At 73.5% G+C, this 23,872-nt stretch carries 20 protein-coding genes; 17 read left to right on the top strand and 3 right to left on the bottom strand.

Going from position 1 to position 23,872, the window contains the following annotated elements:
• Nucleotides 1-19: 19 nt before the first annotated feature.
• The 4 genes from rimI to KCH_RS15305 all read left to right on the top strand — a co-directional run bounded on the left by rimI (nucleotide 20) and on the right by KCH_RS15305 (nucleotide 2,815).
• Nucleotides 20-523, top strand: a complete 504-nt coding sequence (rimI, locus tag KCH_RS15320; protein ID WP_341865376.1) for a ribosomal protein S18-alanine N-acetyltransferase — start codon at nucleotides 20-22, stop codon at nucleotides 521-523.
• A complete protein-coding gene (gene tsaD, locus KCH_RS15315; protein WP_035863469.1) occupies nucleotides 516-1,601 on the top strand; it encodes a tRNA (adenosine(37)-N6)-threonylcarbamoyltransferase complex transferase subunit TsaD in 1,086 nt (361 codons plus the stop codon). The genes rimI and tsaD overlap by 8 nt, the downstream gene beginning before the upstream one ends.
• Entirely contained in the window at nucleotides 1,598-1,858 is a 261-nt protein-coding gene (locus tag KCH_RS15310) for a hypothetical protein (RefSeq protein WP_035863467.1), read from the top strand. Before tsaD ends, KCH_RS15310 begins: the two co-directional genes overlap by 4 nt.
• A 69-nt stretch (nucleotides 1,859-1,927) precedes the next feature.
• Nucleotides 1,928-2,815: a polysaccharide deacetylase family protein gene (locus tag KCH_RS15305; RefSeq protein WP_035863465.1), complete on the top strand. Its 888-nt coding sequence runs from the start codon at nucleotides 1,928-1,930 to the stop codon at nucleotides 2,813-2,815.
• Here the strand turns inward: KCH_RS15305 and KCH_RS15300 are convergent.
• On the bottom strand, nucleotides 2,791-3,969 hold the full coding sequence (locus KCH_RS15300; RefSeq protein WP_035863463.1) for a class I SAM-dependent methyltransferase: 1,179 nt from the start codon (nucleotides 3,967-3,969) through the stop codon (nucleotides 2,791-2,793). The two genes, KCH_RS15305 and KCH_RS15300, sit on opposite strands and share 25 nt — an antisense overlap.
• Before the next feature lie 272 nt (nucleotides 3,970-4,241).
• On the opposite strand from KCH_RS15300, the gene groES reads away from it, so the two are divergent.
• The 3 genes from groES (at nucleotide 4,242) to KCH_RS15285 (ending at nucleotide 7,629) form a co-directional block, all read left to right on the top strand.
• Entirely contained in the window at nucleotides 4,242-4,547 is a 306-nt protein-coding gene (gene groES / locus KCH_RS15295) for a co-chaperone GroES (RefSeq protein ID WP_014136232.1), read from the top strand.
• Nucleotides 4,548-4,647: 100 nt separating this feature from the next.
• Nucleotides 4,648-6,282 (top strand): chaperonin GroEL, encoded by a 1,635-nt coding sequence (gene groL, locus KCH_RS15290; protein ID WP_035863461.1) that lies wholly within the window; start codon nucleotides 4,648-4,650, stop codon nucleotides 6,280-6,282.
• 345 nt (nucleotides 6,283-6,627) lie between these two features.
• Nucleotides 6,628-7,629 carry a LysR family transcriptional regulator gene (locus tag KCH_RS15285; RefSeq protein ID WP_035863457.1) on the top strand — a complete coding sequence of 334 codons (1,002 nt, stop codon included), beginning with the start codon at nucleotides 6,628-6,630 and terminating at the stop codon, nucleotides 7,627-7,629.
• Nucleotides 7,630-7,767: 138 nt separating this feature from the next.
• Here the strand turns inward: KCH_RS15285 and KCH_RS15280 are convergent, their stop codons facing one another.
• Nucleotides 7,768-8,094 carry a WhiB family transcriptional regulator gene (locus KCH_RS15280; RefSeq protein ID WP_035863455.1) on the bottom strand — a complete coding sequence of 109 codons (327 nt, stop codon included), beginning with the start codon at nucleotides 8,092-8,094 and terminating at the stop codon, nucleotides 7,768-7,770.
• Between the two features lie 540 nt (nucleotides 8,095-8,634).
• Here KCH_RS15280 and KCH_RS15275 point away from each other — a divergent pair.
• The 4 genes from KCH_RS15275 to KCH_RS15260 all read left to right on the top strand — a co-directional run bounded on the left by KCH_RS15275 (nucleotide 8,635) and on the right by KCH_RS15260 (nucleotide 13,172).
• Nucleotides 8,635-9,246 (top strand): response regulator transcription factor, encoded by a 612-nt coding sequence (locus tag KCH_RS15275; RefSeq protein ID WP_014136228.1) that lies wholly within the window; start codon nucleotides 8,635-8,637, stop codon nucleotides 9,244-9,246.
• Nucleotides 9,247-9,441: 195 nt separating this feature from the next.
• Nucleotides 9,442-10,161, top strand: coding sequence for an RNA polymerase sigma factor ShbA (gene shbA, locus KCH_RS15270; protein ID WP_084223642.1), 720 nt, complete (start codon nucleotides 9,442-9,444; stop codon nucleotides 10,159-10,161).
• A gap of 230 nt (nucleotides 10,162-10,391) precedes the next feature.
• On the top strand, nucleotides 10,392-11,894 hold the full coding sequence (guaB, locus tag KCH_RS15265; RefSeq protein ID WP_035863452.1) for an IMP dehydrogenase: 1,503 nt from the start codon (nucleotides 10,392-10,394) through the stop codon (nucleotides 11,892-11,894).
• A gap of 159 nt (nucleotides 11,895-12,053) precedes the next feature.
• Nucleotides 12,054-13,172: a GuaB3 family IMP dehydrogenase-related protein gene (locus KCH_RS15260; RefSeq protein WP_035863450.1), complete on the top strand. Its 1,119-nt coding sequence runs from the start codon at nucleotides 12,054-12,056 to the stop codon at nucleotides 13,170-13,172.
• Between the two features lie 62 nt (nucleotides 13,173-13,234).
• Here KCH_RS15260 and KCH_RS15255 read toward each other — a convergent pair whose 3' ends face one another.
• Nucleotides 13,235-13,618, bottom strand: coding sequence for a hypothetical protein (locus KCH_RS15255; RefSeq protein ID WP_051653107.1), 384 nt, complete (start codon nucleotides 13,616-13,618; stop codon nucleotides 13,235-13,237).
• A gap of 513 nt (nucleotides 13,619-14,131) precedes the next feature.
• Here KCH_RS15255 and KCH_RS15245 point away from each other — a divergent pair.
• The 6 genes from KCH_RS15245 to KCH_RS15220 all read left to right on the top strand — a co-directional run bounded on the left by KCH_RS15245 (nucleotide 14,132) and on the right by KCH_RS15220 (nucleotide 23,818).
• On the top strand, nucleotides 14,132-15,799 hold the full coding sequence (locus tag KCH_RS15245) for a serine/threonine-protein kinase (protein WP_035863447.1): 1,668 nt from the start codon (nucleotides 14,132-14,134) through the stop codon (nucleotides 15,797-15,799).
• Nucleotides 15,800-15,921: 122 nt separating this feature from the next.
• Nucleotides 15,922-17,007: a protein kinase gene (locus tag KCH_RS15240; RefSeq protein WP_051653106.1), complete on the top strand. Its 1,086-nt coding sequence runs from the start codon at nucleotides 15,922-15,924 to the stop codon at nucleotides 17,005-17,007.
• 158 nt (nucleotides 17,008-17,165) lie between these two features.
• Entirely contained in the window at nucleotides 17,166-18,767 is a 1,602-nt protein-coding gene (locus KCH_RS15235) for a serine/threonine-protein kinase (RefSeq protein WP_035863445.1), read from the top strand.
• A gap of 118 nt (nucleotides 18,768-18,885) precedes the next feature.
• Entirely contained in the window at nucleotides 18,886-20,493 is a 1,608-nt protein-coding gene (locus tag KCH_RS15230) for a succinic semialdehyde dehydrogenase (protein ID WP_035863443.1), read from the top strand.
• A 25-nt stretch (nucleotides 20,494-20,518) separates the two neighbouring features.
• The gene (locus tag KCH_RS15225; protein ID WP_035863440.1) at nucleotides 20,519-22,270 is read left to right on the top strand and encodes a GMC oxidoreductase; all 1,752 of its coding nucleotides are present in this window, start codon (nucleotides 20,519-20,521) and stop codon (nucleotides 22,268-22,270) included.
• Between the two features lie 75 nt (nucleotides 22,271-22,345).
• Nucleotides 22,346-23,818 (top strand): hypothetical protein, encoded by a 1,473-nt coding sequence (locus tag KCH_RS15220; protein ID WP_035863437.1) that lies wholly within the window; start codon nucleotides 22,346-22,348, stop codon nucleotides 23,816-23,818.
• The last annotated feature ends 54 nt before the right edge of the window (nucleotides 23,819-23,872 follow it).

The raw sequence follows: 23,872 nt of genomic DNA, 5'->3' as shown, positions 1-23,872 counted from the left end.
GGCGCGGGACTGTCCGGCCGTGGCTAGGTTCTCGCTGCGTCCCATGCGGTGGTGGGACATCGAGCCCGTCATGGAGCTGGAGCACCGGCTGTTCCCCGACGACGCCTGGTCGCGCGGCATGTACTGGTCGGAGCTGGCCGACGCCCACCCCGGCGGCAGCCGGCACTACGTGGTGGCGGTGGACGAGGACGGCGCGCTGGTCGGGTACGCCGGGCTGATGGCGGTCGGGCCGGACGGCGACGTGCAGACCATCGCCGTGGAGTCCGGCCACCAGGGCGCGGGCCTCGGGGCGATGCTGCTGGCCGAGCTGATCGAGGAGTCGGTCCGGCGCGGCTGCGCCGAGCTGCTGCTGGAGGTGCGGGTGGACAACCTGCGCGCGCAGCGGCTGTACGAGCGGTTCGGGTTCGAGCCGGTCGGCATCCGGCGGGGCTACTACCAGCCCGCCAACGTGGACGCACTGGTGATGCGTCTGGACCACCTGGCAAGCGATGCAAGCGATCTGAAGGATCATCACAATGGCTGACGAACCGCTCGTCCTCGGTATCGAGACCTCCTGCGACGAGACCGGCGTCGGCATCGTCCGCGGCACCACGCTGCTCGCCGACGCGGTCGCCTCCTCGGTCAACGACCACGCCCGGTTCGGCGGCGTCGTCCCCGAGATCGCCAGCCGCGCGCACCTGGAGGCGATGGTCCCCACCATTCAGCGCGCGCTGGACACCGCCGGCGTCAAGGCGAGCGACCTCGACGGCATCGCCGTCACCGCCGGCCCCGGCCTGGCCGGCGCGCTGCTGGTCGGCGTCAGCGCCGCCAAGGCGTACGCCTGGGCGCTCGACAAGCCGCTGTACGGCGTGAACCACCTGGCTTCGCACATCTGCGTCGACCAGCTGGAGCACGGCCGGCTGCCCGAGCCGACGATGGCGCTGCTGGTCTCCGGCGGGCACTCCTCGCTGCTGCTCAGCGGCGACATCACCACCGACGTCCGGCCGCTCGGCGCGACCATCGACGACGCGGCCGGCGAGGCCTTCGACAAGGTCGCCCGCGTCCTCGGCCTGGGCTTCCCCGGCGGCCCGGTGGTCGACCGGATGGCCCGCGAGGGCGACGGGAAGGCGATCGCCTTCCCGCGCGGCCTGAGCAGCGCGAGCGACCCGGCCTACGACTTCTCGTTCTCCGGCCTGAAGACCGCCGTGGCGCGCTGGGTCGAGGCCAAGCGCCGGGCCGGCGAGACCGTGCCGGTGGCGGACGTCGCCGCGTCCTTCCAGGAGGCGGTCACCGACGTGCTCACCCGCAAGGCCGTCCGGGCGTGCAAGGACAACGGCGTCGACCACCTGATGATCGGCGGCGGCGTCGCCGCGAACTCCCGGCTCCGCGAGATGGCGCAGCAGCGCTGCGACAAGGCCGGCATCGTGCTGCGGGTGCCGCGCCCCGGCCTCTGCACCGACAACGGCGCGATGGTGGCCGCGCTCGGCTCCGAGATGGTCTGGCGCAACCGCACCCCGTCCTCCTTCGACCTGTCCGCGGACTCCTCGCTGCCGGTCACCGAGACCCACGTGCCCGGCGAGCACGGCGACTTCCACGCGCACGCGCACGAGGCGCTCAAGTGACCCTCGCGGCCATGTGGGAGGCCCGGGCGGCCGACGGCCGGGGGAGCGAACTGCACGCCTGGGCGCGGGAGTTCGCGCTGCCCGCGGTGCGCGCAGCGGCCGGCCTGGAGCGGGTCGAACTGTTCACCGCGCCCGGCGACCGGGTTCTGCTGATCGCGCTGTGGACGGCCGAACCGCAGCCGGTGCCGGAGCCCCCGGCCGGGCTGCTGGCCCGGCCGGTGCACCGCTGGACCTTCACCCGCACGGATGTCGGATAGGCAACCGCGGAGCCGGTAGCGTTCGTCCAGTACATCGACACGCGTGTAGAGGAAGAGCGGGGGAGACCGGTGACGAACAGGGCCCGGATCGGGTACGGCGCGGGTGCGCTCGCCGTACTGCTGGCGGCGAGCGGGTGCGGCAGCTCCGCGCCCGCCGCGAAGTCGCCCGTCCCCGTGCAGCCCGCCGCCGCGTCCTCCGGCGCCGGATCGGGCGCCTCCGCCCCCGCGTCCGCCCCCGCGCAGGACACGGCCGGCACCGCCGCCTGGGCGAAGTGGGGCCTCCAGCCGATGGCCAAGGCGCCCGCGCCGCCCGCCGACAAGCCGATCAAGCTGACCAGGACCGGTGCGGTGCCGGTGTTCAGCGAAGTCCCCACCCAGGACAAGGTCGTGTTCATCACCATCGACGACGGGGCCGAGAAGGACCCCAAGTTCGTCCAGATGCTCACCGACCTGAAGGTGCCGATCACGATGTTCCTGACCAAGGACATCGTCAAGAACAACTACGGCTACTTCAAGGAACTGCAGGCGCTCGGCAACACCGTCCAGAACCACACCGTCAACCACCCGGTGATGAGCAAGCTCTCGGCCGCCCAGCAGAAGACCCAGATCTGCGACGACCAGACCGCCCTCACCGAGCAGTACGGCACCGCCCCGTACCTGTTCCGCCCGCCCTACGGCGACGGCGCGAACACCCCGACCCTGAACACCTCCGTGCAGGAGTGCGGGCCGCGGGCCATCGTGCTGTGGCGCGAATCCATGCAGATCCACGACATGCAGTACCAGGCCGCCGACAAGAAGCTGAAGAACGGCGACATCATCCTCGCCCACTTCCGCGGCCCGTCCGACCTCAAGGGCGAGACCATGACCCAGATGTTCGGCGAGCTGCTCGCCCGCATCCAGGAACAGGGCTTCGCCGTCGCCCGCCTCGACGACTACATCGCCAAGCCGGCCGGCTGACCCAGCATCATCACCGGGCCGGCCGCGGTACGGGCCACGATCACCGTCACCGCGTTCGGCCCGGACGGCTTCAGCTGCCGCCGCAACTCCTCCGGCACCACCGACGCCCCGCGCTTCTTGATCACCACGGTGCCGATCCGGCGCTCCTTCACCAGCGCCTTCAACTTCTTGACGTTGTACGGCAGCACGTCGGACAGCTCGTACGCCTGCGCGTACGGCGTCGGGTGCAGCTCGTCCGAGGTGACGTACGCGATCATCGGGTCGAGCAGCCGGCCGTTCACCGACGCCACCACCTCGGCGACCATCCGGCCCCGGATCACCGCGCCGTCCGGCTCGTACAGGTACCGGCCCACCGGGCCCACCGGAGGGTCCGGCAGCGCCCCGCCGGCCAGCGAGTGCGGGCCCGGCAGCAGGGTCGCCCGGTACGGCTCGGCGGCCGCCGTGCCGAACCACAGCACCGCCTCCTTCACCTCGCCCCGGTCCGACACCCACTCCGCCTCGGCGCCCTCCGGCACCAGCTCGTGCGGGATCCCCGGCGCCACCTTCAACGCCCCGAACGGCGTCCGCCGGGCCGCCTCCACCGCCCAGGACAGCGGCGGCGAGTACGCCTCCGGATCGAACACCCGGCCCCGCGAGGTGCGCCGCGCCGGATCGGTGAACACCGCGTCGAAGCCGTTTGTGTCGACGTCCGCGACGTCCGCGCAGCGCACCTCCACCAGCTCCGCCACGCCCAGCGCCGCCGCGTTCGCCCGCGCAACCTCGCAGGTCAGCTCGTCCCGGTCGACCGCCAGCACCGTGATCCCGGCCCGGGCCAGCGCGATCGCGTCGCCGCCGATCCCGCAGCACAGGTCCGCCAGCCGCTCCACCCCGAGCGCCGCGAACCGGCCCGCCCGCCACTCCGCCACGCTGCGCCGGGTCGCCTGCTCCACGCCGTGCTGGGTGAAGTACATCGAGGCGGCGTCCGCCCCGAACTTCGCCTCCGCCCGCTGCCGCAGCCGCGCCTGCTCGAACGCCGCCCGCACCAGCTCGGCCGGGTACTCCCGCCGCAGCCGGGTCGCCAGCGCGAGCTCCTGATCCGCGGTGAAACCCCGCAACTCGGCCAGCAGCGCCTGCCCCTGCTCGGTCAGCAGCGCCCGGAACGACTCGATCTCCACCGCCCCATTGTCCCCGCCCCGCCCACCGGCCGTGTTCCCGGTGGCCCGGCCGGAAATCCGGAATCCGCCGGGGCGTCGGAGCCGAACTCCGACACGACGGCGTTGGCACTCTGGTTGACTGAGTGCTAACGGCGTCCTATGGTCGTTCCTGGCACTCTCCCCCGGGGGAGTGCTAACGCGAAGATGTGTGTCTGACCCCCGCGACGGCAGTCGCACACCCTCGCCCACCTACCTGTTAGACAACCCCGTAATCTCCGAAGGGGAGCTCGGACGTGACCACCAGCAGCAAGGTTGCCATCAAGCCGCTCGAGGACCGCATCGTGGTCCAGCCGCTCGACGCCGAGACCACCACCGCCTCCGGCCTGGTGATCCCGGACACCGCCAAGGAGAAGCCCCAGGAGGGCGTCGTCCTGGCCGTCGGCCCGGGCCGCTTCGAGGACGGCCAGCGTCTGCCGCTCGACGTCGCCGTCGGTGACATCGTCCTGTACTCGAAGTACGGCGGCACCGAGGTGAAGTACCAGGGCGAGGAGTACCTCGTCCTCTCGGCTCGCGACGTTCTCGCCATCATCGAGAAGTAAGACGTCCCCAGCCCGCCCCGGATCCGTGTCGACACTGACAGGGGCCCGGGGCGCGGTTGTTGCTCCACGTACGCAGACCACACCCTGAGGAAACGGGATCATGGCGAAGACCCTGCAGTTCGACGAGGACGCCCGCCGCTCGCTGGAGCGCGGCGTCAACAAGCTTGCCGACACCGTCAAGGTGACCATCGGCCCCAAGGGCCGCAACGTCGTCATCGACAAGAAGTTCGGCGCCCCCACCATCACCAACGACGGTGTGACCATCGCCCGCGAGGTCGAGCTCGACGACCCGTACGAGAACCTCGGCGCGCAGCTGGTCAAGGAGGTCGCCACCAAGACCAACGACGTCGCGGGCGACGGCACCACCACCGCCACCGTGCTGGCCCAGGCCCTGGTCAACGAGGGTCTGCGCAACGTCGCCGCCGGCGCCGGCCCGGCCGCCCTGAAGAAGGGCATCGACAAGGCCGTCGCCGCCGTCTCCGAGCACCTGCTGTCGGTCGCCCGCGAGATCGAGGGCAAGGACGACATCGCCGCCGTCGCCTCGCTGTCCGCCCAGGACGCCCAGGTCGGCGAGCTGATCGCCGAGGCGATCGACAAGGTCGGCAAGGACGGTGTCATCACCGTCGAGGAGTCCAACACCTTCGGCGTCGAGCTCGAGTTCACCGAGGGCATGCAGTTCGACAAGGGCTACCTGTCGCCGTACTTCGTCACCGACGCGGAGCGCCAGGAAGCCGTCCTGGAAGACCCGTACATCCTGATCAACCAGGGCAAGATCTCCTCGATCCAGGAGCTCCTGCCGCTGCTGGAGAAGGTCCTGCAGGCCGGCGGCTCCCGCCCGCTGCTGATCATCGCCGAGGACGTCGACGGCGAGGCGCTGTCCACCCTGGTGGTCAACAAGATCCGCGGCACCTTCAACGCGGTCGCGGTCAAGGCCCCCGGCTTCGGCGACCGCCGCAAGGCCATCCTCGGCGACATCGCCACCCTCACCGGCGGCCAGGTCATCTCCGAGGAGGTCGGCCTCAAGCTCGACCAGGTCGGCCTGGACGTGCTGGGCTCCGCCCGCCGCATCACCGTCACCAAGGACGAGACCATCGTCGTCGACGGCGCCGGCGCCTCCGACGCGGTCGCCGGCCGGGTCGCCCAGATCAAGGCCGAGATCGCCAACACCGACTCCGACTGGGACCGCGAGAAGCTCCAGGAGCGCCTCGCCAAGCTGGCCGGCGGCGTCTGCGTGATCAAGGTCGGCGCGGCCACCGAGGTCGAGCTCAAGGAGCGCAAGCACCGCCTGGAGGACGCCATCTCCGCGACCCGCGCCGCGGTCGAGGAGGGCATCGTCGCCGGTGGTGGCGCCTCCCTGGTGCACGCCGCGAAGGTCCTGGAGGACGGCCTCGGCCTGTCCGGCGACGAGGCCACCGGTGTCGCCGTGGTCCGCCGCGCGCTGGTCGAGCCGCTGCGCTGGATCGCCCAGAACGCCGGCCTGGAGGGCTACGTCATCACCTCCAAGGTCTCCGAGCTGGAGGCCGGCCAGGGCTACAACGCCGCCACCGGCGAGTACGGCGACCTGGTCAAGGCCGGCGTCATCGACCCGGTCAAGGTCACCCGCTCCGCCCTGGAGAACGCCGCGTCCATCGCCTCCCTGCTCCTCACCACCGAGACCCTCGTGGTGGAGAAGAAGGAAGAGGAGGACGCCGCGGGCCACGGCCACTCGCACGGCGGGCACGGCCACAGCCACTGAGCGCGAGCCGCTTGAGCGGTAGCGACTGACAGGGGCGCGAGGAACTGCGCGACCGGCCATGCACTCTCGTAGTGCGGGGCCGGAGCGTGCAGGACCTCGCGCCCCTTTCGCGTGGGCGGCGGGAAGCGCGCGACAAGCGCGAGGCCGGTCCGCGAGGTCGCGAGCGCGTGCAAGTCACTGGCCTGCGTCGCGATCTTGCGGCTCGGTGCCCTTCCGTCCCGCGCAGTTCTCCCCCAGCCCTGGCGGGCCGGGAGGTGCCCCCACGCGCCCCTGTCTTCGCACCCGCCTGCGCCCCTGTTTTCGCAGCCGCCTGCGCACTCGGCCGGCTCCCCTAAGGTTGATGGCGTGATTGAAGCCCGCCACCTCCGCGTTCTGCACGCCGTCGCCCGGACCGGGTCCTTCTCTGCCGCGGCGCGGGAGTTGGGGTGCACGCAGCCTGCGGTGAGCCAGCAGATGAAGGCGCTGGAGAAGGCGGTGGACACCCCGCTGGTGGTGCGGTCGGGGCGGGAGATGCAGCTGAGCGAGGCCGGGCGGGTGCTGTTGAAGCACGCGAACGGGATCCTCGCGGGGCTGTCCGCCGCCGAGGAGGAGGTCGCGGCGATCGCGGGGCTGCGGGCGGGCCGGGTGCGGCTGGTCTCGTTCCCGACGGCGAGTTCGACGCTGGTGCCGCGGTCGGTGGCGCAGGTGCGGGCGGCGCATCCGGGGGTGCGGGTCTCGCTGGTGGAGGCGGAGCCCCCGCAGGCGCTGGCGATGCTGCGCGGCGGGGAGTGCGAGGTGGCGCTCGCGTTTCGGTACCCGGACTCGCAGGGCGGCCTGAGCCTGCCGTCGCCGCACGCGACGCTGCGCGAGGCGCGGGCCGAGGCGACGCTGGAGGCGGCGGCGACGGCCGCCGCGAACGACTGGTCGGAGCTGGTGGTGCGGCCGCTGCTGGACGATCCGCTGGTGGGCCTGGTGCCGGCGGGGCACCCGCTGGCGGGCCGGGGCGAGGGCGAGCCGGTGGACCTCGCGGAGCTGGCGCAGGAGCAGTGGATCGCGGGCTGCCCGCAGTGCCGGGGGCACCTGGTGGAGCTGTGCACGGACGCGGGCTTCGCGCCGTCGATCGAGTTCGCGACCGACGACTACCCGGCGGTGGTGGGCCTGGTGGGTGCGGGCCTGGGGGTGGCGGTGCTGCCGGGGCTGGCACTGGAGTCGGTGCGGCACCCGGGGGTGGCGGCGGTGCCGGTGCGGGTGGCGTCGGGGGAGCCGGCCCGGCGCGAGGTGGTGGCGCTGACCCTGCCGGACCTGGCGGGCGTTCCGGCGGTGGAGCTGATGCTGGATCAGCTGGCCGCGGCGGCCGCCGCCCGCTGAGGCGCTCCCGGAGGGCCCCGGAGACGGGCGCGGCGCCGGCCCGGTGCAGGGCGGCGCTGCGCGAGTGGCGAAACGTTTCTTCAGTTGGCCGGGGGCCGGCACCGCGGCGGGACGCGGGTGCGGCTGCTCACCGGATGCTCAGTGGCGGACGGTCTGCGGCATGGCCAGCGGGACCTCGACCAGGCGGTTGCGGGAGCGGCCGAGCAGCTCTTCGCGCTCGTCCTCCGTCATGCCGCCCCACACCCCGTAGGGCTCGCGGACGGCCAGGGCGTGGGCCGCGCACTGGGCGCGTACCGGGCAGCGCATGCAGACCTCCTTGGCGCTCGCCTCGCGCGAGGTCCGGGCCGCGCCCCGCTCGCCCTCGGGGTGGAAGAACAGCGAGCTGTCGACGCCGCGGCAGGCGGCGGAGAGCTGCCAGTCCCAGAGGTCTGCGTTGGGGCCGGGGAGGCGGGAGAAATCTGCCATGGCTCATTCCCTTCAATGACGCGGGACCTGGCGGCTCGACGGGCGATTGCTGCGGCGAGGCTGCACGGGACCGGTACGGACACCTGGAAATATGACTTACACCCAACTACATGGACAAGTCACCCACAGTCCGACACAACAGTCAATGACCTGACGGAAGCTATAAAAACGGACAAACGGTGCAATAGGGTTTAAGGCGAATCGCGCCCCGATCGGGTGTTGGCGGGGCGCGGACCGCGGCCGGAAGGCGTGCGCGGCGCGGGCACCGCGCGCGAGCTGCACAAAAGTGCGGCGTGTGCACCGCGAGGTGGCTCTTGTGTGATGGGTTGGCCACGTACAGTGGTGGAGATGGACCTGAAGCCGTAACTCATTCGAGTGACGGTCGTTGGATGTACGGAGGCGGTCAGCAGGCGCAGGGCATCGGGATCGGTCGCGGAGCGAGGCGATCGGATCGGGGTCCGTCGCGGCGGCCGTGTCGGAGAGGTTCGTACCAGCCAGGAGGCTCAACGTGACGCGGATCAGCTGCGGAGGACGACGGTCATGACATCCGTACTCGTCTGCGACGATTCCCCGCTCGCCCGGGAGGCGCTGCGCCGTGCCGTGGCGACCGTGCCCGGCGTCGACCGGGTGACCACTGCGACGAACGGTGAGGAGGTCCTCCGCCGCTGGGTGGCCGACCGTTCCGATCTCGTTCTGATGGACGTCCGGATGCCCGGACTGGGCGGGGTGGAGACGGTCCGCCGGCTGCTCTCGGCCGACCCGGGCGCCCGGATCATCATGCTCACCGTGGCCGAGGACCTGGACGGCGTGGCCCTCGCGGTCGCCGCCGGGGCCCGCGGCTACCTGCACAAGGACGCCTCGCGCGCCGAGCTGCGGGCCACCGTCACCCAGGCGCTGGCCGACCCGACCTGGCGCCTGGCGCCGCGCCGGCTGCGCAGCCCGGACATGGGCGCCGCACCGACCCTGACGGCCCGTGAGATCCAGGTGCTGGAGGGGATGAGCCACGGCCGCAGCAACGCGGAGATCGGCCGCGAGCTCTTCCTGTCCGAGGACACCGTGAAGACGCACGCCCGGCGGCTGTTCAAGAAGTTGGGCGCCTCGGACCGCGCGCACGCGGTGGCGCTGGGCTTCCGTTGGGGCCTGGTCCGCTGAGCGGGTGCGGCAACTGCGCTCGCTCGGACGTGTGACGTTGTGGTCCCGAGGCTGCACCATGGAGTAGTGGAGCACCTCGGGGACCAGCGGACAGGCAGGGGAGGCGGCACGGTGCACCCGGCGACGCATAACGTTCCGATGCACAAGTCCGGACGCGGTGCCGCGTTTTCCGGTCCGACCAGGCACCATGGACCGATGCATGACGACGAGGAGGCCGCCGGGACCGGTCCGGCGCAGCCCACCCCCGAGGGTGCGGCTGCCGATCCGTCGTCGGCTCCGGAGGGCGGGCCGGCGGAATCCGACGGTGCGTCGGGTACGGGCGGCCGACCGCAGGTCCCGGGCGGGACGTCGCCCCAGGTGGCGGAGCTGGTCGCGGCCGCGGTGCGCGGCGACGGCCCGGCGATCGAGGCGCTGCTCGGCTACGTGCTCCCGCTGGCGCTGCGGTACTGCCGCGGCCGGCTGGTCCGGCTCCCCGGCGGGGCCCGGCACCACGTGGACGACGTGGCGCAGGAGGTGTGCGTCGCGGTGCTGTGCGCGCTGCCCCGCTACCGGGACACCGGCCGCCCGTTCGAGGCCTTCGTGTACGGGATCGCCGCGCACAAGATCGCCGATCTGCAGCGGGCCGCGATGCGCGGGCCCGGCTCGACGGTGATCCCGCCGGACGACCTGCCGGAGACGCCGGACGACTCGCTCGGCCCGGAGGAGCGGGCGCTGCTGTCCAGCGACGCGGCGTGGATCAAGGAGCTGCTGTCCAACCTGCCGGCCCGGCAGCGCGAGCTGGTGCTGCTGCGGGTGGCGGACGGGCTGTCGGCGGAGGAGACCGGCGAGGTGCTCGGGATGTCGCCGGGTGCGGTGCGGGTGGCCCAGCACCGGGCGCTGTCGCGGCTGCGGGCGCTGGCGGAGGAGTCCGGCTGACCGCCCGTCAGGGCGGAAGAAGCGCGGCGGCGCGCGCGTTGTCAAGAGGGCGCGACGAGATGCCCCGCGTCACCAGTACCATGGGGTATCGGCGCCTGGTCGGGTCGCCAAAGCTTCTCCGGTGTGCGCGGTCCTCGGTTGGAGGATCGTCCGAACGCCGGGCGTTCTTGGCGGCCGAGAGACCCCGGGCGCCCGTGCGCAGAACGACGGCCCGCCACGGAAGGTTCCCCATGTCTTACAACGCCGCCGGCGTACCCGAGAAGTTCGCGATGCTCGGACTCACGTACGACGACGTCCTGCTGCTGCCCGGGGCGTCCGAGGTGCTGCCCAACCAGGTCGACACCTCCTCGCGGATCTCGCGGAACGTGCGGGTCAACATTCCGCTGCTGTCGGCGGCGATGGACAAGGTCACCGAGTCGCGGATGGCGATCGCGATGGCCCGGCAGGGCGGCGTCGGCGTCCTGCACCGGAACCTGTCGATCGAGGACCAGGTCAACCAGGTCGACCTGGTGAAGCGCTCCGAGTCCGGCATGGTGACCGACCCGATCACGGTCGGCCCGGAGGCCACCCTGGCCGAGGCCGACGCGCTGTGCGCCCGGTTCCGGATCTCCGGCGTGCCGGTCGCCAACCCGGACGGCAAGCTGCTGGGCATCGTCACCAACCGCGACATGGCCTTCGAGACCGACCGCAGCCGCAAGGTCGCCGAGATCATGACGCCGATGCCGCTGATCACCGGCAAGGTCGGCATCTCCGGCGAGGACGCCGTCGCGCTGCTCCGCCGCCACAAGATCGAGAAGCTGCCGCTGGTCGACGACGAGGGCCGGATCAAGGGCCTGATCACCGTCAAGGACTTCGTCAAGGCGGAGAAGTACCCGAACGCCGCCAAGGACGCCGAGGGCCGTCTGCTGGTCGGCGCCGCCGTCGGCGCCTCGGCCGAGGCGTTCGACCGGGCCCAGGCGCTGGTCGGTGCGGGCGTGGACTTCCTGGTCGTGGACACCTCGCACGGGCACTCGCACAACGCGCTGGCCTGGATCTCGAAGATCAAGTCCGCCGTGTCGGTCGACGTGGTCGGCGGCAACATCGCCACCCGTGACGGCGCCCAGGCGCTGATCGACGCCGGCGTGGACGGCGTCAAGGTCGGCGTCGGCCCCGGCTCGATCTGCACCACCCGCGTGGTCGCCGGCGTCGGCGTCCCGCAGGTGACGGCGATCTGGGAGGCCGCGCAGGCCTGCCAGGACGCGGGTGTCCCGATCATCGGCGACGGCGGCCTGCAGTACTCCGGCGACATCGGCAAGGCGCTGTGCGCCGGCGCCGACACCGTGATGCTGGGCTCGCTGCTGGCCGGCTGCGAGGAGTCGCCGGGCGAGCTGCTGTTCATCAACGGCAAGCAGTTCAAGTCGTACCGCGGCATGGGCTCGCTGGGCGCGATGCAGACCCGCGGCCAGGCGAAGTCCTTCTCCAAGGACCGCTACTTCCAGGCCGAGGTCTCCTCGGACGAGAAGCTGATCGCCGAGGGCATCGAGGGCCAGGTGCCGTACCGCGGCCCGCTGTCCGCGGTGCTGTTCCAGCTGGTCGGCGGCCTGCGGCAGACCATGGGCTACGTGGGCGCCGGCTCGGTCGAGGAGATGCAGACCAAGGGCCGGTTCGTCCGGATCACCTCGGCGGGCCTCAAGGAGAGCCACCCGCACGACATCCAGATGACGGTCGAGGCGCCGAACTACAACGCGCGCTGACCCGTACCACCGGAGCCGCCCGGCCCGCAGTCCAGCTGCGGACCGGGCGGCTCCTGCCGTTCGGTGCGCCCCTGTCGGGGCGCAAAGGGGTCGTACGGGATACTTGGGTGCGGCCGGGGTGACCCGGTCGGGAGATGGAAAGCAGCAGAAGGGCTCGAAGTGACTGAGATCGAGATCGGGCGAGGCAAGCGCGGCCGCCGGGCGTACTCCTTCGACGACATCGCCGTCGTCCCCAGCCGCCGTACGCGTGACCCGAAGGAGGTCTCGATCGCTTGGCAGATCGACGCCTACCGGTTCGAACTGCCGTTCCTGGCGGCGCCGATGGACAGCGTGGTGTCGCCGCAGCAGGCGATCGCGATCGGGCAGCTGGGCGGCCTGGGCGTGCTGAACCTGGAAGGCCTGTGGACGCGGTACGAGGACCCGCGGCCGCTGCTGGAGGAGATCGCGTCGATCACCGACGAGGCGGAGGCGACCCGCCGCCTGCAGGAGGTGTACTCCGAGCCGATCAAGGCCGAGCTGATCAAGGAGCGGATCAAGGAGGTCCGTGACTCGGGCGTGGTCACCGCCGCGGCGCTCTCGCCGCAGCGCACCGCCGAGTTCTCCAAGGCCGTCGTGGACGCCGGCGTCGACGTGTTCGTGATCCGCGGCACCACGGTGTCCGCCGAGCACGTGTCGGGCGCGGCCGAGCCGCTCAACCTGAAGCAGTTCATCTACGAGCTGGACGTCCCGGTGATCGTCGGCGGCTGCGCCACCTACACCGCCGCGCTGCACCTGATGCGCACCGGCGCGGCCGGCGTGCTGGTCGGCTTCGGCGGCGGCGCCGCGCACACCACCCGCAACGTGCTGGGCATCCAGGTCCCGATGGCGACCGCCGTGGCGGACGTCGCCGCGGCCCGCCGGGACTACATGGACGAGTCCGGCGGCCGCTACGTGCACGTGATCGCGGACGGCGGCGTCGGCTACAGCGGCGACATCCCGAAGGCCGTCGCCTGTGGCGCGGACGCGGTGATGATCGGCGCCGCGCTGGCCCGCGCCACCGACGCGCCCGGCCAGGGCTACCACTGGGGCATGGAGGCCGTCCACGAGGAGCTGCCGCGCGGCAAGCGCGTGCACCTCGGCACCGTCGGCTCCACCGAGCAGATCCTGGCCGGCCCGTCGCACACCCCCGACGGCACCATGAACCTGTTCGGCGCGCTGCGCCGGGCGATGGCCACCACCGGCTACACGGAGCTCAAGGAGTTCCAGCGGGTCGAGGTCACGGTCAACCCGGGCCGCTGACACCGGAACGGAAGAGGGCCCCTGCCGCAGCCGCGGCAGGGGCCCTCTTCCGTGACGCGCCGTCAGGAGTCGCCGAACTTCCGGGTCAGGTTGAAGCCGACGGCCAGGCCGATCACGATGAACAGGCCCGACATGAAGTCGAAGGTCTCCTTCCAGGTCTCCGTCAGGACGGAGAAGTGGTCGGTGAAGACTTCGAGCACCGACACGCCGGACATCTCCTGGACGACCAGCGCGATGCCGAACATCTCGCCGAAGACCAGGCCGAACACGGCCAGCAGCGCGCCGACCGGCGGCAGGGCCACGTGCTTGCCGCCGATCTTGCCGAGGGTGAGGCCGACGGCGGCGGCGATGCCGATCACCATCCAGGCGATCTCGTGGTCGATGGCCTTGACGATGAATCCGTACAGCAGGCCGGAGACCAGCGCGACGCCGACGCCCGCCAGCACCGCGGCCGGCAGGTTCTTGGGGCCTGCGTGGGCCCCGGCCAGCGGGACCCCGGCCGGGCGCCGCCCCAGGCCGGCGCGGTCGGGGCGGCGGGGCGGCGAGGGCCGCCGAGGCAGCCGGGTCCGGGGTCGGCGGGGCGATCGGGTCGGTGGGCTCGGGCGTGGTCATGTGGGCTTCCCCCGTGGCGATGATGTGAAGAACGCGCAGACGTTAGCAGGGCATAAAGACAGTTGGACAGCGGGATTCGCCGGCCCGCGCGGCCCGTCCGCCGGCGGGACAGCCCGGGGCGGACGGGAGTGGGTCGCGAGCGATCGTTTTCGGTCGGTGATGCGGTGCGGAAGGGACGGGAGGGGCGCACGGGGCGTGGCCCGGGTGGGGGTGGGTGGCCGGGCGGGGCGGCGGCAGGGGATGATGGTGCCCCGGCGTGCGACCGCCGCCCGCGGCGGCCCGACATGCCGTCAGGTCCCGGCCGGGGTGCCCGGCGAGGGCCGCAACACCATGGGGAGAGCGCACCGATGACGCAGCCGCAGGAACCGACCGGCCGACTGCTGGCGGACCGCTACCGGCTGGGCGAGGTGCTCGGCCGGGGCGGCATGGGCACCGTGTGGCGGGCCGAGGACGAGATGCTCGGCCGGATCGTCGCGGTGAAGGAACTCCGGATGACCGGGGCCGTCGACGAGGCCGAGAAGCACCGGCTGATCGTCCGCACCCTGCGCGAGGCCAAGGCCACCGCCCGGATCCGGCACACCGCCGCCGTCACCGTCTTCGACGTGGTCGAGGAGGACGGGCGGCCGTGGATCGTGATGGAACTGGTCGACGGCCGCTCGCTGGCCGACGTGGTCCGCGAGGACGGCGCGCTCACGCCCGAGCGGGCCGCCGCGATCGGCCTGGACCTGCTCGGGGTGCTCGGCGCCGCGCACAGCCAGGGCGTGCTGCACCGCGACGTGAAGCCGTCCAACGTGCTGATCGGCGACGACGGCCGGACGGTGCTCACCGACTTCGGCATCGCCAGCGTCGAGGGCGACACCTCGATCACCTCCACCGGCATGCTGGTCGGCGCGCCCTCGTACATCGCGCCCGAGCGGGCCCGCGGCCGGCGGCCCGGCCCGCCGTCCGACCTGTGGTCGCTGGGCGGCACCCTGTACGCGATGGTCGAGGGCGTCCCGCCGTACGACCGGGGCTCCGCGCTGGCCACGCTGACCGCCGTGATGACCGAGGAACTCCCGCCGCCCGCCAACGCCGGGCCGCTGCGGCCGGTCATCGAAGGGCTGCTGGAGAAGGACCCCGCGAAGCGGATGGACGCCGACACGGCCCGCGACCTGCTGCAGCGGATCGTCGCCGGCCGGGCGCTGCCCGAGCCGAAGCGCGCCGCCGCGGCCGTGCCCGCCGAGCCGGTCGCCACCGAGACCGCCACCCGCGCGCTGCCCGCCGAGCCCGCCGCCGCGGCGACGACCGCGGCGGTGCCGCGCGACGGCGCGTCCCGGCGGCGCACCCCGCTGATCGTCGCCGCGGTCGTCGCGGTGCTGGCACTGGTCGCCGCCCTGGTGGTGTGGTGGCCCGACGGCAAGGGCACCGGGGCGAGCGCCGCGGACGGCGGCGCCGCCGCCCCGGTGCAGCCGTCGGGCGGCCCGAGCGCCCCGCCGTCCGCGAGCGCCGGCGCCAGCCCGAGCCCGAGCCCCAGCGCGTCCGCGCAGTCGGAGGAGCCGCCCGCGCCGGTGCTGACGCCAGGTCAGGTTCCGGACGGCTACCGGGTGTTCCATGACCCGTCGGGCTTCAGCATCACGCTGCCGAACTGGATGACCGACCAGGGCCCGGACTACCGCTCCACCAGCCGCCGCTTCGAGGGCAACGGGCTGCGCCTGGTCGTCGACTGGCAGTCGCCCGCCGGCGACAGCGCGCTCAAGGACTGGCAGGCCGCCGACCGCTCCGCGACGATGTCCAACTACCGCCGGATCCGGGTCGAATCGGTCGCCTACCGGGGCTGGACCAACGCCGCCGACTGGGAGTGGACGTACAGCGGCAAGACCGGCACCGTGCTGCACTCGCTGAACCGCGGCTTCGTCACCGGCGAGGGCAAGTACGGCTACGCGATCTACTGGACCATGCCGGAATCCGTGTGGTCCGCGCCGGACGGCTCGCTGGCGCGCCGGATCTCCTTCGAGAGCTTCCAGCCCGCGCCGTAGCAGCGCCCCGCGCGCCGGGCGCCTCCGACGCGGAGGCACAAGGGAGTTGAAAGGCCGCACCGGAAGGTGGCGGGGGCGGCCGGGGGCCGTAGGCTGGCAGGACTACGGCGTGAGGAACAGGCATGCGAACGGCCCCCGGGCAGGTGGTGGCCGGGCGGTACCGGGTGACGGACCGTCCGGACGACGACGTCGGCGTGCCCGCGGTGGACGCGCAGAGCGGCGCCCGGGTGCGGCTGTTCGGCCTGGAGCTGCCCGAACTGCTCGACCCCGTCGGCGGCGCCGCGCCCGGCCACGCGGCCCGGCTGACCGCCCGGGTCGCCCAGGTCGCGGCGGCCGCGCCCACCCACCCGCGGCTGCTGCGCGGGCTCGCCGCCGGCCCCGAGGGCGAACTGCTGTGGGTCGCCGAGGAGTCGGTGTCCGCGGTGCCGCTGGAGCGGCTGGTCGGCAACGGGCCGCTGTCGCCGTACCGGGTCGCGGAGATCGGCGCCGACCTGGCCGGCGCGCTGCGGGCCGTGCACGAGGCCGGACTCACCCACGGCAACGTCACCACCCGCACCGTGCTGGTCTGCGAGGACGGCGCGGCGATGCTCGGCGGCCTGCTGCTCGGCGCGGCCGAGGAGGAACTGTGCGCGGCGCTCGGCGGCGAGGTGCCGCGCCGGGTGTACGAGACGCGCGCGCTCATGCTCGGACCGCTCGCCGAGCGCTGGGCGATCGACGCGGGCGCGCCCGCCGACACCTGGGCCCTCGGCGTCCTGCTGTACCGCCTGCTCACCGGCCACGGCCCGTACCCCGAGCACGACCTGCCGACCCTGCTGGCCGCCGTCCGCGACGGCCGCCACCACCCCGCCGACGGCTGCGGCCCGCTGCGCCCGCTGGTGGAGCGGCTGCTGGACCCGGACGCCGCCCGCCGGCCCGACGCGGTCGCCGTGCAGCGGGAGTTGCGCGAGCTGCTGGCGTTCGCGCCCGAGCCGTACCCGGACGGCCCGCCCGCCCCGCTGCTGCCGACGCCCCGCCCCGCGGCCGGGCCGCTCGCCCGGCGGCCCCGCGGCGCCAGGCCGCCGCGCCGCCCCCCGACGGACCGTCAGGACGCCGGTCCCGCCGGGCGACCGCCCCGGATACCGCCGCGACTGCTGGGGCCGCTGGTGCTGCTGGCCGTGCTGGCGCTGATGGCGGCGGCGGTCGCCGGGGTCGTTCTGGTCGCAGGCTGAAAGCAGCCGGTCACCGTCCGATTCGCCACCCGGGGTGCGATTCCCGCGCGGGCCCGCGCAGCCTAGGCTTGCCTTCGAACCGTCGGTGCGAGCAGGCACACGAGGTGCCACGACCTCGTCCGACCGGCGGTGGGGGGTCATTGAAGGGGGGGACGGTCATGGGCGCACAGGACCAGTCGACAGGCCGTCTACTGGCGGGGCGGTACGCGCTCGGCGAGCGTCTGGGACGCGGCGGGATGGGGACCGTCTGGCGGGCCATGGACGAAATGCTGGACCGGGAGGTGGCCGTCAAGGAGTTGACGGTCAGCCACCTCTCGGAGGAGGACCTGGAGATCCTCCAGTCCCGGATGAAGCGCGAGGCCCGGGCCGCCGCCCGGATCAAGCACCCGGGCGTCATCACCATCCACGACGTGCTCGAACAGGACGGCCGGCCGTGGATCGTGATGGAACTCGTCGACGGCCGCGCGCTGTCCGACGTGATAAGCCAGGACGGCACCCTGACGCCCCGTGAGGCCGCCGACGTCGGCCTCCAGGTGCTCGCCGCCCTGCACCGCGGCCACCAGCTCGGCGTGCTGCACCGGGACGTCAAGCCCGCCAACGTGCTGCTCGAACACGGCAGCGGACGGGTCGTGCTGCTCGACTTCGGCATCGCCAAGTTCGAGGGCGCGATGGACATCACCCGCCCCGGCGACCTGGTCGGCTCGCCCGACTACCTGGCCCCCGAGCGGGCCCAGGGCCAGCGGCCCGGACCGGCCTCCGACCTGTGGGCGCTCGGCGCGACGCTGTTCCACGCCGTCGAGGGCCAGTCGCCGTTCCGCCGCGACAGCCCGCTCGGCACCCTCGCCGCCGTCGTCGACGAGCCGCTGCCGGAGGCCCGGCGGGCCGCCGGCCTCGGTCCGGTGCTGGCCGCGCTGATGGCCAAGGACCCGGCCGACCGGCCCGGCGCCGACGAGGCCGAGCGGATGCTCCGCGAGGTCGCCGCCGGACACACCGTCGGCATGCGCGTCCCCGAACAGGCCGCCGGCGTCCGGCTGCCCACCCAGGTGGTGCCGGTCGTCGACCGGGTCGAGCCCGGGGCCGACGCGGCCGGGACGGTGACGCCCCCTCAGGTGCCGCAGCAGCGCACCGCGGGCGGGACGACGGCTCCGGCGGCGCCCGTCCGGCGCGGCGGGAAGCGGCGGGTGCTGACGGTGCTGGCCGTCGTCCTGGTGCTGGTCGCGGCCGGCGGCGGCGGGTACTACCTCAGCCATCGGCACAAGGCCGCCGTTGTCGACCCCGCGCCCGACCCGGTGCCCGGCCCCGGGCAGGGGCCCGCGCCCGCGGGCTACGTGTGGAAGGACGACCCGGCCGGGTTCCGCTTCCTGCTGCCCACCGACGGCAACTGGGTGCGCAGCGAGACCGGGGCGCAGATCTACTACTCGCCGGACGACCGCGACCACTACCTGCAGTTCGCGGTGACGGTGGGGCAGCCGCTGGCGCCGCAGGAGCACCTGCTGCAGATGGAGGCCTCGCTCAGCAAGAGCCAGAAGGACTTCCAGACCAGCACCCTGGCCGCCGCGAGGATCAACGACCAGGAGGGCGCGGTGTGGGAGTTCAGCTTCACCGGGACCACGGGCGTCCGGCGGCACGCGAAGGAGGTGGAGTTCCGGCGCAGTGACGGCACTTCGTTCGCGGTGTACGTGTCGGGGCCGGAGAAGGACTGGACGCAGAGCCTGCGACGCTTCACGACGGTGCTGAACAGTTTCGCGCCGACCAAGTGAGGCGGCGGACGGGCGCGCGGAGCGGTTCGCGTGCTCGTCCGGCCGGTCGGGGCACCCCGCCGGGGGAATGTGTTACCGGCGGGTACACAAGCGGGGCGCGAGCGCCTAGGCTGCCCGCATGACGGAGAGCACGAGCCAGGTTCGGCGCAATCCTGCGGCGAAGGGTGCGGCGCGCACGGTCGCGTCGGCTGTGCCGGCGGCGCTGGTGGCGCGGTTGGCGAAGGGCGTCACGGCGTCCGGGGACGAGGTCGCGGAGACCGTCGCGCCGCTGACCGGGGAGGTGCTGGCGACCCTGCCGGTGTCCGCGCCCGGCGACGTGGAGCGGGCGTTCACCGAGGCCCGCCGGGCGCAGCCCGCCTGGGCGGCGCTGCCGGTGCGGCACCGGGCGGGCGTGCTGCTGCGCTTCCACGACCTGCTGCTGAAGCGGCAGGACGAGGTGCTGGACCTCATCCAGGCGGAGACCGGCAAGGCCCGGCTGCACGCCTTCGAGGAGGTCATGGCGGTCGCCTCGGCGGCCCGGCACTACGGCCGCACGGCGGCCTCCTACCTGAAGGACCGCCGCCGGGGCGGTGCGCTGCCGGTGCTGACGAGCGCCGTCGAGGCGCGCCGGCCGAAGGGCGTGGTCGGACAGATCTCGCCGTGGAACTACCCGCTGGAACTCTCGGTCGGCGACGCCCTGCCGGCGCTGGTCGCCGGCAACGCGGTGGTCAACAAGCCCGACACCCAGACCGCGCTGACCGCGCTCTGGGCGCGCGAACTGTTCGTCGAGGCCGGACTGCCGCCGCAGATCTGGCAGATCGTGCTCGGCGACGGCCCCGTGGTGGGCCCGCAGGTGGTCGAGCGCGCCGACTACGTGGCGTTCACCGGCTCCACCCGGACCGGGCGGGACGTGGCCCGGCGGGCCGCCGAGCGGCTGGTCGGCGCGTCGCTCGAACTCGGCGGCAAGAACGCCATGCTGGTGCTCTCGGACGCCGACCTGGACAAGGCCGCGGCGGGCGCCGTCCGGGCCTGCTTCTCCTCCGCCGGACAGCTGTGCATCTCGATCGAGCGGCTGTACGTGCACCGGTCGGTGGCCGACGACTTCCTGGCCCGGTTCGCCGAGAAGACCGCCGCGCTCCGCCTCGGCGGCGGCCTCGCCTACGGCGCGGACATGGGCTCGCTGGTGTCGGGCCGTCAGCTGGAGACCGTCACCCGGCACGTCGAGGAGGCGGTCAAGGCCGGCGCGACCGTGGTCGCCGGCGGGCAGGCCCGGCCCGACCTCGGGCCGCTGTTCTTCGAGCCGACCATCCTGGACGGCGTCACCCCCGAGATGGCGGTGTGCGCCGAGGAGACCTTCGGCCCGGTGGTGTCGATCTACCGCTTCGACACCGAGGACGAGGCGGTCGCCGCCGCCAACGCCACCCCGTACGGCCTGAACTCCAGCGTGTGGACCAAGGACACCTCCCGCGGCCGCAAGGTCGCCGCCCGGCTGCGCACCGGCACCGTCAACGTCAACGAGGCGTACGCCGCCGCGTACGGGTCGGTGGCCTCGCCGATGGGCGGCATGGGCGACTCCGGGCTCGGCCGCCGGCACGGCGCCGAAGGCATCCTGCGCTACACCGAGGCGCAGACCATCGCCGTCCAGCGGCTGCTGCCGATCGGCCCGTCGATGGGCCTGGACGACCGGAAGTTCGCCGAGCTGTTCACCACCGGCCTGAAGGTCATGAAGGCCTTCCGCCTGAAGTAGCAGGGCCGTCGATCGAGGAGGAGCAGTGTCGTACGACTACGACGTCGTGGTGGTCGGTTCGGGCTTCGGCGGCTCGGTCGCCGCGCTGCGGCTGACCGAGAAGGGCTACAAGGTCGCCGTCCTGGAGGCCGGGCGCAGGTTCGGCCGCGACGAGCTGCCCACCACGTCCTGGGACACCCGCGACTACCTGTGGGCGCCCGCCCTCGGGCTGTACGGCATCCAGCGCATCCACCTGCTGCGCAACGTGCTGATCCTGGCCGGCGCGGGCGTCGGCGGCGGCTCGCTGAACTACGCCAACACGCTGTACGTGCCGCCCAAGCCGTTCTTCGAGGACCGGCAGTGGCGGCACATCACCGACTGGCAGGCCGAACTCGCCCCGTTCTACGACCAGGCGCAGCGGATGCTCGGCGTCCGCCTCAACCCGACGATGACGCCCTCCGACGTGCACCTGAAGGCCGCTGCCGAGGCGATGGGCTGCGGCGACACCTTCCACCTGGCGCCCGTCGGGGTGTTCTTCGGCGACGGGCAGGACGGCACCGGCGAGGCCAAGGCCGCGCCCGGCGCCGAGGTCGACGACCCGTACTTCGGCGGGGCCGGCCCGAAGCGCCGGGCCTGCACCGAGTGCGGCGAGTGCATGACCGGCTGCCGGCACGGCGCGAAGAACATGCTCACCGAGAACTACCTGTACCTGGCGGAGCGGGCCGGCGCCGAGATCCTGCCGCTGACCACCGTGAAGCGGCTGCGCCCGCACGGCGACGGCTACGCCGTGGACGTGCTCCCCACCGGCGCCCGCACCGGCCGGGCCAAGCGGGCCGGGGCGCGCACCATCACCGCCGAGCGGGTGGTCGTCGCGGCCGGCACCTACGGCACCCAGACGCTGCTGCACCGGATGCGCGAGGGCGGGCTGCTGCCCCGGATCTCCGCCAAGCTGGGCCACCTGACCCGCACCAACTCCGAGGCGCTGGTGGGTGCGCAGACCTCCGACCGGCGCTACGGCGAGCGGCCCGACTTCACCCGCGGCGTCGCCATCACCTCCTCGGTGCACCCCGACGAGAACACCCACATCGAGCCGGTCCGCTACGGCCGCGGCTCGAACGCGATGGGCGCGCTCTCCATCCAGCAGGTCAGCGGCGCCGGACGCGGGCCGCGCTGGCTGCGCTACCTCGGCGCGGCGGCCCGGCACCCGTGGATCTTCGCCCAGTCGATGAACCAGCACCGCTGGTCGGAGAAGACCATCATCGGCCTGGTCATGCAGTCGCTGGACAACTCGCTGACGGTGTCGCTGAAGAACGGAAAGCTGACCTCCCGTCAGGGGCACGGCGCGCCCAACCCGAACTACATCCCGGCGGCGGAGGAGGGCGCCCGGGCGCTGGCCGCGTCCATCAACGGCTTCCCCGGCTCCACCGTCGGCGAGATCTTCGACATCCCGCTGACCGCGCACTTCCTCGGTGGCTGCCCGATCGGCGACAGCGCCGAGACCGGCGTCGTCGACCCGTACCACCGGCTGTACGGCTACCCGGGGATCAGCGTGGTCGACGGCTCCGCGGTCTCCGCCAACCTCGGCGTCAACCCGTCGCTGACGATCACCGCGCAGGCCGAGCGCGCCATGTCGATGTGGCCCAACCGCGGCGAGGCCGACCCGCGCCCCGAACAGGGCGCCGGCTACCGGCCCGTCCCGGCCGTGACGCCCCGTCAGCCGGCCGTCCCCGAGGGGGCGTTCGGCGAGCTCAGGCTGCCGCTGCTGGCCGTGCCGAAGGTGCCGCGGAAGGCCGACTGAAGCCGATTGACATTCCCGGACGGCCGATGGGATAAACGGGCACCCGACCACGCACCATCCCCGGGGGAGACCGCCATGCCCATCTGCCCGTCCTGCGGAGCGGCCGTCGCCGGCGCCCCGGCGACCTGCGCGAACTGCGGACGGCCGCCGGGCCCGCCGCCGCCCGCGATCGGCGAGGTGGTCGCGGACGACACCGCCGCACCCGGCCCCTCCCCGTGGGGCAGCGGCCGGGTCCACCACGACCGGACCTGGCCCACGCCGTCCCGGGGCTGGCTGACCGCCGGCCGGGTGCTGCTCGCCCCGACCGTGCTGCTGGTGGTGCTCGCCGCGCTCGGCAGCGCCGTCGGCGGCCGCGGCATCGGCGTGGACGACGACCCGGGGGTGCGCTGGACCACCCACACCTTCCAGATGTGGCTGCAGCTGACCCTCACCGCGTTCGGCACCTACTGGAAGAACACCAACACCAGCAGCTTCGGCACCTCCGCCGCCAGCCTCCACGTGGTGCCGTACGCCGTCACGCTGGCCTGGCTCGCCCTGCTCTGGCTCGGCCAGCGCCTCGCCGCCCGGGCCCGCGCCGCGGCCGGCGCCGCCGAGCCGACCGCGCGCGCCGCCGGCGCGCAGGCGCTGCGCACCGGCGCGCTCTCCGCCGCCGCGGCGCTCGCCCTCGGGTGGCTGTCCACCGGCAGCGCGCAGGTCGACGAGGAGTCGCTGAAGCTCAGCATGCAGGTCTCCACCGGGCCGGCCATGGTGCCGCTCGGGGTGTCCGCGTTCCTGGCCGCGGCCGTCGTGGTGCTGGCCGTGGACGGGCAGGGCGCGCTGCGCATCGAGGCCGTCCGGCGGCGCCGGCTGGGCGGCTGGCTGCTGGCCTGGCAGCACGCGGCGCGGGTGGTCGGGGGGCTGCTGGCGCTGCTGACCGTGATCTCGGTGGCCATGCAGGTGCTGGTCGACCGGCCGTTCCCGCAGTCCACGTTCCGGGCGCTGACCCTCAACGGCGGCGTCTACCTGTTCGGCGTCGGCACCGGCGCCCGGGCCGGGACCGGCGAGAACTCGTTCGCGCTGTACGACCTGGGCGGGCACGGCGCCCAGTGGTGGCCGGCCGTGGTGCCGGTGCTGCTGGCGGCGCTGGCGCTCGGCTGGTCCGCGCACCGCGGCCGGCTGACCCACCTGGACCGGTGCCGGCTGGCCGCGCTGTACGCGGCGGCCACCGCGGCGCTGGTGCTCGGCAGCTCGATCTGGCTCGGCGAGCGCAGCACCGTCAAGGGCGAGGTCCACGAGAGCCGGATCGACCTGGTCGGCTGGTCGCTGACCTCGGTGCTGGTCGCCGCCGCGGCCTGGGCGGTGTTCGGCGCGCTGCTGGTGCCGGCCCTGCTCGACGCGGTGCGCCGCACCCCGGTGGCGCTGTCCGTGCCGCTGCCCGCGCAGGCGGCGGCCGGGCCGGAGGGCGCGTTCGGGACGGTCGAGCCGGTCGTCGAGGAGGTGCGGCCGGCGGCCGGGCGGGTCGACGTGCTGGACTCGCACGCCCCCTACCGCCGGCCGGACGCCGGCTGAGCCCGGACAGGGCAAAGGGCCCCGCGGGGGAACGGGGCCCTTTGTCGGTCAGCA

This window comes from Kitasatospora cheerisanensis KCTC 2395 (genome assembly GCF_000696185.1).
Lineage (GTDB): Bacteria > Actinomycetota > Actinomycetes > Streptomycetales > Streptomycetaceae > Kitasatospora > Kitasatospora cheerisanensis.
The sequence above is the reverse complement of the archived record's forward strand: the minus strand, read 5'-3'. Positions and strand labels throughout refer to the sequence as shown.